The 13,158-nt window shown below is 41.5% G+C and carries 13 protein-coding genes and 1 pseudogene; 10 read left to right on the forward strand and 4 right to left on the reverse strand.

Features of this window, described 5'->3' with window-relative positions; genetic code table 11:
* The first annotated feature begins 288 nt into the window (after positions 1 to 288).
* Positions 289 to 849, forward strand: coding sequence for a TetR/AcrR family transcriptional regulator (locus A9Z07_RS02620; RefSeq protein ID WP_005257994.1), 561 nt, complete (start codon positions 289 to 291; stop codon positions 847 to 849).
* Positions 850 to 966: 117 nt separating this feature from the next.
* Here A9Z07_RS02620 and A9Z07_RS02625 read toward each other — a convergent pair whose 3' ends face one another.
* Positions 967 to 1,746: a ferredoxin--NADP reductase gene (locus A9Z07_RS02625; protein WP_004772583.1), complete on the reverse strand. Its 780-nt coding sequence runs from the start codon at positions 1,744 to 1,746 to the stop codon at positions 967 to 969.
* Between the two features lie 118 nt (positions 1,747 to 1,864).
* On the opposite strand from A9Z07_RS02625, the gene tsaA reads away from it, so the two are divergent.
* From tsaA to A9Z07_RS02650, 5 genes are all read left to right on the forward strand, one after another.
* Positions 1,865 to 2,578: a tRNA (N6-threonylcarbamoyladenosine(37)-N6)-methyltransferase TrmO gene (gene tsaA, locus A9Z07_RS02630; protein ID WP_171254742.1), complete on the forward strand. Its 714-nt coding sequence runs from the start codon at positions 1,865 to 1,867 to the stop codon at positions 2,576 to 2,578.
* Between the two features lie 48 nt (positions 2,579 to 2,626).
* Positions 2,627 to 4,405, forward strand: coding sequence for a GspE/PulE family protein (locus A9Z07_RS02635; protein WP_069576651.1), 1,779 nt, complete (start codon positions 2,627 to 2,629; stop codon positions 4,403 to 4,405).
* Positions 4,406 to 4,492: 87 nt separating this feature from the next.
* The gene (locus tag A9Z07_RS02640) at positions 4,493 to 4,858 is read left to right on the forward strand and encodes a NirD/YgiW/YdeI family stress tolerance protein (RefSeq protein WP_069576653.1); all 366 of its coding nucleotides are present in this window, start codon (positions 4,493 to 4,495) and stop codon (positions 4,856 to 4,858) included.
* A 100-nt stretch (positions 4,859 to 4,958) separates the two neighbouring features.
* Positions 4,959 to 5,621, forward strand: coding sequence for a response regulator transcription factor (locus A9Z07_RS02645; RefSeq protein ID WP_047428020.1), 663 nt, complete (start codon positions 4,959 to 4,961; stop codon positions 5,619 to 5,621).
* Position 5,622: 1 nt separating this feature from the next.
* The gene (locus A9Z07_RS02650) at positions 5,623 to 6,954 is read left to right on the forward strand and encodes a sensor histidine kinase (protein WP_069576656.1); all 1,332 of its coding nucleotides are present in this window, start codon (positions 5,623 to 5,625) and stop codon (positions 6,952 to 6,954) included.
* A gap of 86 nt (positions 6,955 to 7,040) precedes the next feature.
* On the opposite strand, the gene hemP is transcribed toward A9Z07_RS02650, so the two are convergent.
* Positions 7,041 to 7,211, reverse strand: a complete 171-nt coding sequence (hemP, locus tag A9Z07_RS02655; protein WP_004679713.1) for a hemin uptake protein HemP — start codon at positions 7,209 to 7,211, stop codon at positions 7,041 to 7,043.
* Positions 7,212 to 7,387: 176 nt separating this feature from the next.
* Here hemP and A9Z07_RS02660 point away from each other — a divergent pair, with 176 nt between their 5' ends.
* The gene (locus A9Z07_RS02660) at positions 7,388 to 8,299 is read left to right on the forward strand and encodes an NUDIX domain-containing protein (protein ID WP_047428013.1); all 912 of its coding nucleotides are present in this window, start codon (positions 7,388 to 7,390) and stop codon (positions 8,297 to 8,299) included.
* A 2-nt stretch (positions 8,300 to 8,301) separates the two neighbouring features.
* Here the strand turns inward: A9Z07_RS02660 and A9Z07_RS02665 are convergent, their stop codons facing one another.
* The gene (locus A9Z07_RS02665) at positions 8,302 to 8,847 is read right to left on the reverse strand and encodes a hypothetical protein (protein ID WP_069576658.1); all 546 of its coding nucleotides are present in this window, start codon (positions 8,845 to 8,847) and stop codon (positions 8,302 to 8,304) included.
* A gap of 21 nt (positions 8,848 to 8,868) precedes the next feature.
* Complete coding sequence (gene mrcB, locus A9Z07_RS02670) at positions 8,869 to 11,283, reverse strand: penicillin-binding protein 1B (RefSeq protein WP_047428007.1); 2,415 nt, start codon at positions 11,281 to 11,283, stop codon at positions 8,869 to 8,871.
* Positions 11,284 to 11,517: 234 nt separating this feature from the next.
* Here mrcB and A9Z07_RS02675 point away from each other — a divergent pair, with 234 nt between their 5' ends.
* From A9Z07_RS02675 to A9Z07_RS02685, 3 genes and pseudogenes are all read left to right on the forward strand, one after another.
* Positions 11,518 to 12,426 (forward strand): NAD(+) kinase, encoded by a 909-nt coding sequence (locus A9Z07_RS02675; protein ID WP_032810682.1) that lies wholly within the window; start codon positions 11,518 to 11,520, stop codon positions 12,424 to 12,426.
* Positions 12,423 to 12,695, forward strand: coding sequence for a YeaC family protein (locus A9Z07_RS02680; protein ID WP_004772572.1), 273 nt, complete (start codon positions 12,423 to 12,425; stop codon positions 12,693 to 12,695). The genes A9Z07_RS02675 and A9Z07_RS02680 overlap by 4 nt, the downstream gene beginning before the upstream one ends.
* 199 nt (positions 12,696 to 12,894) lie before the next feature.
* Positions 12,895 to 13,158 (forward strand): annotated as a pseudogene (locus tag A9Z07_RS02685) (phage late control D family protein); the annotation flags it as partial.

A 13,158-nucleotide genomic window follows, 5' to 3' on the forward strand; every position in this document is an offset into this window, starting at 1 on the left:
GGCTAAAAAATGGCAATAAAGTTTATTATTTAACTTAACTGTAAATAAAAGGTGAAATGATTCACGGTATATTCTTTTATTTAAAAAATAGAAAGATTTTTTTACAAATGATCTTGTGTATAAGCCTTTTTTTTCATACCCTATAAGAGGAACAATAAAGAAAATTCGACTTTTCTATAATGCTCTTAAAATAAGATAAACATACATAGTGGCCAGAAATTTCCAGCATGTAAACTATGTCTTAATAATACGTTAAGTTTTTTGATAGAATTCTAAAAGGATAATAAAATGTCAAAAAAAGAAGATATTATTGTAACGGCTCTAGACCTTTTTAACCGTCATAACTACAGTTCTGTAGGAGTGGATCGAATTATTAGTGAGTCAGGTGTTGCCAAAATGACTTTCTACAAATACTTTCCCTCTAAAGAGAACCTGATTGAAGAGTGTCTATCTCGAAGGAACAAAAGCATTCAGGAAGCTATTGAAACAGAAATTAACCTCAAACAGGAAGATGACTATTTGGGTAAAATTAAAGCAGTCTATTTTTGGCATTTGGGCTGGTTTAATTCAGATGATTTTCATGGTTGTATGTTTCAAAAAGCTTCATTAGAAATATTACAGCAATATCCTTCAATTATTCGACCAATCATGGAGTATCGTGAATGGTTAATGGCATTAGTTGAGGGATTGTTTGTAAAGGCTCAGGTCTATCAGCCACATGTATTAACTGCCATGTATATTAATATTCTGGATGGAATGACTTCTTATGCCAAAGTAAATAAAGATCATGCTGAGATTGAAGAGTGTTGGTATTATATTGAGCGATTGATACATTTAGATGCTGCATAATCACTGATTATTTTAGTTTTTCAATCATTACGTTTATATAAATAAAATTACATTTTTATAAAACTTAAAAATAAAAAACCGAGGTTTTAGCCTCGGTTCTTTTTGCATTTATTTAAATTATTTTTCAACAAATGCGCGTTCAATTACATAATCACCCATAACGCCCATACGTGGTGATTCAACTAAACCATGTTGGTCAAGCAGTGCAGCAACGTCTTTCAAGAATGCAGGGCTACCACAGAGCATGGCACGGTCAGTTTCACGGTTAAAACGTGGTAAACCAATTTTTTCAAACAGTTCGCCTGTCTCAATTGCCGTCGTTACACGACCTTGAGTGTGGAACGGTTCACGTGTTACGGTTGGGTAGTAGATCAACTTATCTTTGATTCCTAACTCTTCAAAGAATTCATGGTTAGGAAGTTCATTCAAGATTAAATCTTGGTATGCAAGTTCAGACACATAACGTGTACCGTGAACCATAATCACTTTTTCAAACTTTTCGTAAGTTTCTGGATCACGAAGTAAAGAAAGGAATGGTGCAAGGCCTGTACCAGAAGATAAAAGATATAAATTTTTACCTGGTAATAAATCGTCGTGTACTAAAGTGCCTGTAGGCTTTTTAGAAATAAGGATTTCGTCGCCCACTTGTACTTTTTGTAAAATAGAAGTTAATGGACCGTCTTGTACTTTAATAGAGAAGAATTCTAACTCTTCTTCATAATTCGCACTGGCGATCGAATAAGCACGCATCAAAGGCTTACCATTCACTTCAAGGCCGATCATTACAAACTGACCATTTTTAAAACGTAAGCTGACGTCGCGTGTAGTTTTAAAACTGAAAAGTGTGTCATTCCAGTGGTGAACATGAGTAATGCGTTCAACGTTAAAAGCAGCCATTAAAGGTCTCGATCACAGTTAAAAGAAACAGATCGCTATTCTAATCTAAAATCATTCTCGATAAACTGAATATATTTAATTGTGTTTATAAGAAAAAGTGATGAACAATTCTGTAGTGATGCCAATCATTGGCCATATGCGTTCGCCTTACCGTGAGAAATTCGGCATTCCGCGCCAGCCAAATCTGGTGCAGGTCGAGTCTTATATAGAGATGACGGAGGCTTATAGCGATATTCTGGCATTTGAGGGTATCGAAGATTTTAGCCACTTATGGCTGCTGTGGCAGTTCCATGAGAATAAAAAATCGGATAACACCTTGAATCAAATGCCTAAATTTCGTGCACAAGTACGTCCGCCGAGACTTGGAGGTAACCAGAAAATAGGGGTTTTTGCGACGCGAAGCATGTATCGTCCATCTCCGATTGGTTTATCAGTCGTGCAATTTTTACGGGTTGAAAAGCATGGTAAAGCGGTACGTGTCTATGTCACGGGAAGTGATTTACTGGATGGGACGCCAATTTTAGATATCAAACCGTATATTCAATATTCGGATGCAATTGCTGATTCCGTCAGTGGATACGCACAAGAAGAGCCACAGCGTAAAACGGTTGTTTGGTCGGAAAATGCACAACAGCAACAGCAGCAGTTATTAAAGCAGGGGATTTTGGATAAAAAGATATTCGATGAACTTGAACAAGTGTTATCTTTAGATCCTCGACCTGCGTATCAAAATGATGCTGAACGCGTGTATGGAATGTGCTTTGCAGTGTTGAATGTGCGTTTTACGGTCGGTGAACAGGATGTCATCGTTATTGCAGTTGAACAAAGTTAAAACTTTAAAAATATAAATTTCGTTAAAAAATTTGGGGAATGAACGGTTATGCAAGCTCAGGCAAAATTCGCAAACTTTTCTTTTACGATTGATGTGACGTGGTGCTTAGAGCAACTACTGAAAGATGGTCGGATTACTGAACGGGACAAATTGCTGGTTCAGACCACACATCGCCAAAAAGATCAGTTGAAATGGCATCCTTTGCAGTGGATTGCCAATTTTAGTTTAAAAGACCAACTGAATGCGGGTATGACCTTATCGTTGAATCGTTTGTGTCAATGGCTGGCTAAAAAAGCCGATCTTCCCTTATTTATCATTGATCCGCTTAAAGCCGATGTAGCTGCCTTGACCAGTGTCATGTCGCAAGAATTTGCAGTCAGAAATCATATTCTAGCCGTGGATGTGCAGGCAGACCGAATTTTGATTGGAACCGATCAGCCTTTTACCACAGAATGGCTAAACAATCTGGAGCGTAGTCTGGCACCTAGAAAGATTGAAAAGGTGCTGTTAAATCCTGAACAGTTACAACGTTATATTGTTGAGTATTATCAAGTCAGTCGTGCGGTCAGTTCTTCACAAAATGCCAGTATCTATGACCGGGAAAATAAAGGCGTTGAAGCTTTATTACAGTTAGGTGATACACAAAATCCTGATGCCAATGACCAGCATATTGTCAAACTGGTGGACTGGGTGCTGCAATTTGCGTTTGAGCAAGGTGCTAGCGATATTCATCTAGAACCACGAAAAGACAAAGGTAAGGTGCGTTTTCGTATCGACGGTGTACTGCATACCATCTATAACATGCCTGCCAATACACTGACAGCGGTGATTTCCCGTATTAAAATTTTAGGCCGCATGAATGTAGCCGAGAAGCGCAAACCACAGGATGGACGCTTAAAAACCCGTACACCAAAAGGTCAGGAGACAGAATTACGTCTTTCGACTCTGCCGACCGCTTTCGGTGAAAAGCTGGTGATGCGTATTTTCGACCCAGAAGTATTGGTGCGTAGTTTTCAGCAACTGGGTTTTGAAGGTCATTTATTACAGAGCTGGCAGCAGCTGACACAGCACAGTCATGGCATCATTTTGGTTACAGGGCCAACAGGTTCAGGTAAGACCACCACCTTGTATTCATCTTTAAAGCAACTGGCAACAGAACAGGTTAATGTTTGTACCATTGAAGATCCGATTGAAATGCTGGAACCTAGTTTTAACCAGATGCAGGTCAATCCAAACATTGAGTTAGGCTTTGCAGATGGCGTGCGGGCTTTAATGCGTCAAGATCCTGACATTATCATGGTCGGTGAGATTCGTGACCATGACACCGCAAATATGGCGATTCAGGCTGCATTAACAGGGCATCTGGTGTTATCTACCTTACATACCAATGATGCACCGTCGAGCCTGACGCGTTTACATGATCTAGGCGTGCAGCCATTCCTGACTGCTGCAACAATTCTGGGTGTTCTGGCTCAACGTCTGGTTCGTCGTCTCTGTCCGCATTGTAAGCAGGAAACACCAATCAACGAGCAAGAATGGGAGCATCTGACCTTTGATTATATGATGGATATGCCAACCAGCATGTATAAAGCGGTGGGGTGTGAAGCATGTCGTCATACCGGATATAAGGGCCGTGTCGGTATTTACGAATTTATGCCTGTCAGTCTGGAGCTCAAGTCGATCATCAGTGCGCATGGCACACTCAATGATTTGAAAGGGCAAGCGAAAAAAGAGGGAATTGAGCCATTGCGGATTGCGGGTGCACGTAAAGTGATTGAAGGTGTGACCACGTTAGAAGAAGTATTGCGCGTGGTGCCATTAAATTAAGCTACAGTGCCATCTTCAGATTCACCTCATCTTGGTTTGTTTTAATAACTCCATCGAAATGATGAAACCACGATGAGGGGAAAGCATATGAACGTATTATCTAAATTTGCAGTTGTTGCTGGCTTGGTTGGCGCAACTACTTTTGCCGTAGCGAATACTACTGCCGTAAATCAGCAAGCATTGGCGCCGACTCAAATCACCACAGTCAAACAGGCTTTGACCCTGAAAGATGATACCCCAGTTAAATTGAAAGGTTATGTGGTAAAAGCAACAGGTGATGAGAAATATCAGTTTAGTGACCAGACAGGTTCAATGACGGTCGATATTGATGATGATTTATGGCGAGGTAAGCCAGTATCAGCAAAAACACCAGTGACCTTAATTGGTGAAATCGACATTGACTATAAGCCAGCGAAACGTGTTGAAGTTGATGTTGATCAGGTTCAATTCTAAAGATTGATGGACGAATAAAAAAACCACATGATCATCATGTGGTTTTTTGTTTATGATTTATTTTAAGATTATGTGAAAGATCAACAGAGTGGGCTGTTTTATGCGAATTTTATTGGCTGAAGATGATGCCTCGCAGGCGGAAAGTATCAAAGCCTGGCTGGAAATGGATGGTTATAGCGTTGACTGGGTGGAACGGGGGGATCATGCGATTCTGGCAGCCGAACAGCATCAATATGACTGTATCCTGCTGGATCGGGGCTTACCGCAAGCTTCAGGGGATGAAATCCTTAAAACCATTCGCCGACAAAACACCAAAACTCCGGTTATTTTTATTACTGCCAAAGACCACATCCATGATCGGGTAGAAGGGCTGGATCTGGGGGCCAATGACTATCTGGTCAAGCCATTTAATCTGGAGGAATTATCAGCTCGGGTTCGTTCTCAATTGCGTCAACATCAGACTCAAGCGGGTCAATATCTTCATTTTGCCAATTTACAACTTGATCCCCAAGCCAAGACTTTGATTCAGGATGGTAAAGCGGTCAATCTCACCGCTAAAGAGTTCCAGATTTTATATAAGCTGATGCAGAAACCTGAGCATATTGTGACACGGGAACAACTGGAAGAATCTCTGTATGCATGGGGCGATGAAATTGAAAGTAATGCCATCGAGGTGTTTATCTATCAGATTCGTAAAAAGATTGGTGGGCAATATATCAAGACCATTCGCGGTCTAGGCTATCGCATGCATCAGGGGGAATAGAATGAAGGTGGTGTCATTACAAACCAAGCTGGTTAAAACTTCTTTAGTAAGTTCAATGATTGCTGGATGTGTGGCATTATTTTTGTTCGCCGTGATTTCGGTATATCAAACCATGCAGGTACAAGATGAAATCATGGACGAGATTTCAGATATGTTGCTGATTACGGATTTAACCCAAACCTCTGGGCAACAAATTGATGAACTGAGTGATGAATTTGATATCCAATATCAGTTGAGCAATTCGCAGCAAGTTTTAACCCAGTCCTCGGATTTTCAGCTTGATCCACAGCATCACACTTTGATTGCAGCAACTCATGGCGACTATGGCATCATTTGGCAGCAAGGCCAGTTATGGCGGAGTTATGCGGGCGAAGATGAACATGCACATATGCAAGTACTGATTTTACAGCCGCTCGGAGAACGTTTTAAAGACTTGCTGAACAGTTTCGCAGGCTATGCGCTAATCTTGATGTTGGTGTGGCTGATGCAATGGATCATGCTACATTTCCTGATTAAACGACAATTTAAAGTGATTCATCAGTTATCTTCAGAAATATCAGAAAAAAATGCAGATGATTTGAGCCCGATACAAGCGGGCGAGGTCGAACTCAAAGAATTGCAGCCAATGTTGGGGCAGCTCAATCGACTGTTACAGCGTCTCGAACAATCCTTGCTAGCAGAGCAGCGTTTTACCGCTGATGCATCCCATGAGTTGCGTTCACCTTTATCTGCGATTCAATTGCGATTGCAGTTACTACAGCGTAAATATCCTGAACGGGCTGGTGATTTTGTTCAGATGCAGCAAGATGTGAACCGTGGTATTCAAACACTGGAAAATTTATTGCTTTTGGCGCGTCTCGATCCTGAGCATGCAGAAAATCTACCCAAAACTTATTTTGATTTAGAAGAGGTGGTGCAGGAAGCAACACAAGCATTGGCATTATTTGCTAAGGAAAAAAGCATTCAAATTCATGTAGACAGCACAGAGCAATCAAATATGCTGCATGCCAATCAGCAACTCATATTTACCTGCATCCGAAACATAATTGATAATGCGATCCGATATAGTATTGAGCAGGGACAGATTTATATTAGTTTGGAGCAGCAGCAAGATGCTATAGCGCTGGTGATCGAAAATGAAGGGCAAGGCGTGGACAACGACATACTAGAGCGATTGGGAGAGCGTTTTTATCGTGCCTTAGGAACTAAAACCCAAGGTTCGGGATTAGGCTTGTCGATTTGTAATAAAATTGTTGAATTGCATCAGGGCAAAATCAAGTTTTCCCAATCCAGCTATGGCGGACTCAAGGTGAGTATCCAGCTACCTGCATAAATTTTCTAATGAGCAAAATAAAAAAAAGCAGCATGCGCTGACATACTGCTTATTCCCACGTTTATTATTATGCGGTTGTTATTATATTACTTCGTTAAAATCAGGCGATTATTACGCGTTAGACGTAAACGATATTCTTCGCCCGCATGCATAATGCGGATTTCGCGCCCCAAGGCAAAAAGGTTGTTTGAATGCAACATTGGCAATGATTGAGTTGCATCTGTACTACGAGTAAATAGGTTGAATGGTGCGTTCATTTGTTATGCTCCGTGGTGTGTTCTTTAATGTTTTAAATGATAATCATTATCGAATAGACCTGTCAACGGAAATTTTAAGAATTTACAAAATCAGTGATTAATTTTGTTTTTGGTCATGTGAATTCGTGTTTAAATTCCCTAGAATCGGGATAAAAGATGAGAGATTTTAGTCTGTTATGACCAAAGCTACAGTTGATGTTGCAATCGCAATTTTATTACACAAAACCAAAGTATTGGTCGGCTGGCGACAGGCCAACCAGCATCAGGGCAATAAACATGAGTTTCCAGGTGGAAAAGTTGAAGCAGGTGAAACACCAGAGCAGGCTTGTCGCCGTGAGATTTATGAAGAAGTAGGGATTGGTATAAAAGACTGGCATGTTTTTGATGTGATCCGTCATGAATATGATGACATTATTGTGAATCTGCATTTGTTTCATGCCTATGTGCCCGATGAATTGCTCGATCTGATTCATCAACCGTGGGGATGGTATAAACGTGAACAACTGGCTGAGTTAAATTTTCCAAAGGCCAATGATGCCATTCTACAACGTTTGATCTGGCCTCATCTGATCAAGATTAATGAACAAATTGATGCTTTGCCGCAACAAGAGGCGCTCTTATATTGGCGTACTGATTGTGCTGATATTGGACAGATCCAGCAGCAGCTTTTAAGGTTGAGCGATGCGCAATTACAGAAATTGATGATCAATATCGATCTGTGGCAGGAACTGGATGCTGAATTACGCGATAAGATCTCAACCATCCACTTGAAGCAATCACAGTTGATGAATTTAAGTAAAGCTGGCTTGGTTATTGGGACGCGCTTTGTCGCCGCTTGTCATGATGCTGTCTCTTTGCAACATGCCCATCATATTGGTTGTGATGCGGTGTTGTTAAGTCCGGTACAGGCGACAGAAACGCATCCTGATGCGAAAGAATTGGGTTGGGACGGTTTTGAAGAACTCGCTCGAACAAGCGATATTCCTGTGTTTGCTTTAGGTGGTGTTGCACCTGCTGAATTAAAACAAGCCCAAAAGCATCATGCTTATGGGCTTGCCGGGATCCGTCAGTTTAGTGCAATTGACTAGTTTTAAAGGGCCTGAAGGGCTCTGCGAGCTTCTTGGGCCTTCACCGAATGATTACGGGCTTCACTGGCTTTAAGAATAATTAACCACAACTGCTTTTTCATGGCATTGCTTTGCGCGTAACTGAGGCCACGGCGTGCCAATGCTTCTGCATTGGCATACTCTTTACGTTGATCGGCAATCATTGCCAAATATAAATAAGTTTCGGTGGCTTGTGGCGCGATACGTTGCGCCTGAAGGGCATAACGTTCAGCTTCCGCAAGTTGTTGCTGCTTATAAGCGACCTGCGTTTTTTGCATCAAGGTTTTAAATGCAGGTAGCTGACTACCATCATTAAACTTCTGCTGAACCTTTTGTTGAGGCACAACCACAGGAACGCTTTGACGCTTAATCTCTTTTTGATCATAAGGCGTAATTTTCACCCCAGAAGAAGGTTGAGTCACTTTCTTCGGTGGGTGAGTTGGCGTGGTCTTGGTTGGCGTCTTTTCAGGTGCCGTTGTACAACCCGCCAGTATAAGCATTCCGATAATCGCTACTGTTTTCTTCATCATGTCCAATCATCCTTTTGAGGCTTAGTTCTCACCGTTACCGTTATAGCTGCCGCTGGAAATAACGCGTGCAGGGCTACGATTGGATAAATCTGTATCCATCTGGTTTTCACTCTCACGAATATAGTTACCAATGCTATCCTCATGCTCATCATTCTGTGTGTCATCTGTTTGTGGAATATAGGTCGGTTCCACTTCATAATGAGATTGACCACATAAGGTTGCACGACGTGGCACGGTTTGACGGAGTAATGGAATATACATTGCACCATCACAGCCTTGTGCAGATAAATCACCACTCGCGCTATCAATCCATTGCCATTGCACATTATCAGTCTGGCGCAGATTAACAGGCTCTTGACGAAGCTGTTTCATCACATTGGTCCAGACCGGAAGTGCACCTGATGAACCTGTTAAACCTGTGACTTTATTGTCATCGAGACCTAACCACACCACTGCAACATGATTGCCTGAATAACCTGCGAACCATGAATCTCGGGTGTCATTGGTGGTACCAGATTTACCCGCCAGATTTAATGACTCAGGTAAGCTGTTATAGGCAGAGCGACCTGTACCAGAGCGCATCACTTGTTGTAAGCCAAAGTTCAGGATATAGGCTGCAGCAGGGTCAATGGTCTGTTGTACATTTAAGCCATAACGCTCCAGTAAATGTCCTTTGGCATCCACCACAGTACGGATAGAGCGAGGTGGATATTTAAAGCCACCTGTCGCAAAGTTGCTATAGATGCTTAATACTTCCATCGGTGACATATTCACTGCGCCCAGATAGATCGAAGGGTAGGCAGGAATATCTGAAGTCACACCAAACTGTCTTAATTTATTGCTAAATGCAGATAAACCAAATTCATTGCCTAAACGGACAGTGGATAAGTTGTATGAGTTTGCCAAAGCTTGTTGCATTGGTACAACACCATGCTCACCGCCGCTATAGTTTTTCGGTGTCCAGCTCTTATCACCATCAATTGGAATATTGACTGCGCTATCTTCAATCGGGCTTGCCCATGTGTATCGGCCTGACTCGATTGCGTTCAAGTAAATGATCGGTTTAAGCAAAGAACCCACTTGACGTTTTGCATCAAGCGCACGGTTAAAACCAGTAAAGTCCTGTGTTGAACCTACGGCTGCAACCAGTTCACCATTTTCAGGGTGGGCAACCAGCACAGCACCTTGCAGGTTTCTTAAACGGCCCGGGTTGGCATTGGCTAAACGGCTGACGGTACTCTTAAATGCGTTCTGTACCTGAGTTTGTGCGATTGGATCAAGGGTTGTGAAAATTCTTAAACCTTGATTGGTAATATCACTTTCCTGATATTCCGTGCGTAATTGACGACGCACAATATCCAAGAAGTCAGGGAATTTTGCAGGGCCTAAAGTTGGCTTGCTAACCACATTTAAAGGACGGGCAATTTCATCTTCATATTCTGCATCGGTCAAATAACCCATCACTTTCATGTTGTTTAGTACAACATCACGACGTTTCTTCGCCGATTCTGGATTACGCCACGGATTGTAGAGAGAAGGGCCTTGAACTAGGCCAACCAGAAATGCCTGTTGTGAAATATTCAGTTCACGCAATGGCAGACCGAAGTAAAACTGTGAAGCCAAGCCGTAACCATTAATAGAATAGCTACCATTTTGGCCTAAATTCACTTCATTTAAGTAAGCTTCCAGAATCTCATCTTTGCTGTAATGTAATTCAATCAATAGCGCCATAAGTGCTTCATTGACTTTACGTTTCAGCGTTTTTTCAGGTGAAAGATAGAAGTTCTTCACCAACTGCTGCGTTAAGGTTGAACCACCTTGACGACGGCCACCTGTCACATTACTCACGACAGCACGGGCAGTACCACGAATCGAAAGACCATGATGGTGATAGAAGTTACGATCTTCCGTCGAGATCAGAGCTTCGATCAGGGTTTTTGGTACTTTATTCAATTTAATGAGAACGCGGTCTTCATTATGTTGCGGATAAATACCACCAATCAATAAAGGTTCTAAACGTGCAATCCCTGTATTTGAGGGTTTGGTTGAGCGAACCTCACTCACTTCGCCATTGGCAAATGCTAGTTCCAGTACCTGTTCAGGCTCAGTACTATCACCATAGTCAAAACCACGGGTGTGTACATACATCTGATTGCCTTGAACCACATAGCTACCAGACTTATCGTAGTTAGCCGTATTCTTATACCCAAGTAATTTTAACTCTTGCGTAAAATTATCCTGAGTAATCGGTGCATTGGCATAGATTTCCAATGGGCGTGCAAACACCTTGGCAGGGATGTCCCAACGCTGACCTTCAAACTTGTCACGAATAATATTATCCAGTCGGATCAGATAGATACTAAAGGCAACAAAGACACCTATCACTAACATTGAGAAAATGAGTGCTAGAAAACCAATACCACGTTCAAACTTCATAGATTTGCGTTAAAACCAAAACAATGACGGTAATGATGCGATAGCTTATTGTCATTTTGCAATCATAAAACTGTGAATAAATAGCAACATGCAATAAAAAGATTAAGAATGTGTTGACATTAAAGGTATAAAAAAACAACGGATAGACATTTTTATACTTTTTAATCAATCATCAACGCAACATTGGTTGTTAATGATATGATAGTCAGTAATCGCGACGGAGCTGAATTATTCGTGCAAATTTCACATAAATCCTTTCGAAATATTGGTCTCATTGGACGACCAGACAAGTATTCTGTAGTAGAAACGTTATGTTTAATTCATGATCATTTGATCAATTTAGGTTTAAACCCCGTTTTTGATCAGGAAACAGCGAAACTTGTCCCCTATAGTCATGGGCAGACTGTAAGCCGTAACTTGCTGGGTGAAGTCGTAGATTTAGTGATTGTGGTGGGCGGTGATGGTTCACTGTTACATGCAGCGCGAGCTTTAGTCAGACATAATACCCCAGTGCTCGGTATTAACCGTGGTCGACTCGGCTTTCTAACCGACATCAAGCCAGCCGAAGCTATTTTTAAGCTGGATCAGGTATTACAAGGTCAGTTTCAGTTAGATCGCCGTTTCTTATTAGAAATGGAAGTCCGTACCAATGGCGAAACGATTTATGATGCAATTGCATTGAACGATGTAGTGTTGCATTCAGGAAAATCGGTGCATATGATCGATTTTGAACTGAATATTGATGGGCAATATGTCTATCGTCAGCATAGTGACGGTTTGATAGTTTCCACACCAACGGGTTCGACTGCTTATGCGCTGTCAGGCGGCGGGCCGATCTTGCATCCAAGTATGGATGCGATTGCACTGGTTCCGATGCATCCGCATACCTTGTCATCACGTCCTATCGTGGTCGGTGGGCAAAGCGAAATCAAGATTACCATTCGTGAAAATCGTGTTTTGCCTATGGTTAGTGCTGACGGACAACATAGTGTTGCATTAAATGTCGGCGACACGGTGCATATCCGCAAACATCCGTTTAAACTAAGCTTATTACATCCACCAGGTTATGACTTCTATATGGCATGTCGTACCAAGTTAGGGTGGAATCAAGATTTTGAATCTTTTCAACAGGATGACTCATGAATATTGAACAAATGCTCGCTATTTTAAATCCTGAAATTGTTGAGCGTCTTCGTACAGCTGTTGAAATTGGCAAATGGCCAAATGGTGTTGTATTGACCAAAGAGCAGCGTGAAATCTGTATGCAAGCAGTTTACGCATGGGAAATGGAAAATTTACCTAAAGAACAGCGCAGTGGTTATATCGACCGTGGTACTAAAGAAGAAGGTGAGGAATGTGATGATGATCATCACAAAAATGAACCTGAATTTAAGCCGATTAGGTTTGTTTAATATGAATTGAATGATTAAAAATGCTCCGATGATCGGGGCATTTTTTACGTTTGTTAAGATTTAATGAAAAGGGTATTTAAATTTCTAGTTATAAATAAAGAGACAAAAATTGTCATAAAAAGACAGAACCGTCTAGTCATATCAGGTTTTTTTTCGGTAAAATGCTCTCAAGTTAAAAATTCAATTTCAATAAAAATATATGTTCAACACTATTTACTCGGCACTAGAACAAGTGGGCCTCACAGCACAGAAACGTGCGATCCATATTCAGTTTTCAAATCAAAATTTAAATTCCCAAGTCTTCCTGCAACGTATTGATGGCCAGCATGAATTAAACGCTGGCTTTAAGGCAGAGCTGATCTGTTTATCGACCAATGCCACCATTCCACTCAAACAATTTATTGGCAGCCAAGCCGCAATTGATACGGTCATGGATCAGGGTCAACTGAGCCGTGTCACGGGG

The sequence above is a fragment of the Acinetobacter sp. YK3 genome (genome assembly GCF_001729365.1).
Taxonomy (GTDB): domain Bacteria; phylum Pseudomonadota; class Gammaproteobacteria; order Pseudomonadales; family Moraxellaceae; genus Acinetobacter; species Acinetobacter vivianii.

Bases quoted from the DNA above. Each gene is read 5' to 3' on its own strand.
- A9Z07_RS02650 (WP_069576656.1), top strand. From the start codon at position 5,623: ATGAAGGTGGTGTCATTACAAACCAAGCTGGTTAAAACTTCTTTAGTA.
- mrcB (WP_047428007.1), bottom strand. From the start codon at position 11,283: ATGAAGTTTGAACGTGGTATTGGTTTTCTAGCACTCATTTTCTCAATG.
- A9Z07_RS02635 (WP_069576651.1), top strand. From the start codon at position 2,627: ATGCAAGCTCAGGCAAAATTCGCAAACTTTTCTTTTACGATTGATGTG.
- A9Z07_RS02640 (WP_069576653.1), top strand. From the start codon at position 4,493: ATGAACGTATTATCTAAATTTGCAGTTGTTGCTGGCTTGGTTGGCGCA.
- A9Z07_RS02620 (WP_005257994.1), top strand. From the start codon at position 289: ATGTCAAAAAAAGAAGATATTATTGTAACGGCTCTAGACCTTTTTAAC.
- A9Z07_RS02680 (WP_004772572.1), top strand. From the start codon at position 12,423: ATGAATATTGAACAAATGCTCGCTATTTTAAATCCTGAAATTGTTGAG.
- A9Z07_RS02660 (WP_047428013.1), top strand. From the start codon at position 7,388: ATGACCAAAGCTACAGTTGATGTTGCAATCGCAATTTTATTACACAAA.
- A9Z07_RS02645 (WP_047428020.1), top strand. From the start codon at position 4,959: ATGCGAATTTTATTGGCTGAAGATGATGCCTCGCAGGCGGAAAGTATC.
- A9Z07_RS02665 (WP_069576658.1), bottom strand. From the start codon at position 8,847: ATGATGAAGAAAACAGTAGCGATTATCGGAATGCTTATACTGGCGGGT.
- tsaA (WP_171254742.1), top strand. From the start codon at position 1,865: ATGCCAATCATTGGCCATATGCGTTCGCCTTACCGTGAGAAATTCGGC.
- hemP (WP_004679713.1), bottom strand. From the start codon at position 7,211: ATGAACGCACCATTCAACCTATTTACTCGTAGTACAGATGCAACTCAA.
- A9Z07_RS02625 (WP_004772583.1), bottom strand. From the start codon at position 1,746: ATGGCTGCTTTTAACGTTGAACGCATTACTCATGTTCACCACTGGAAT.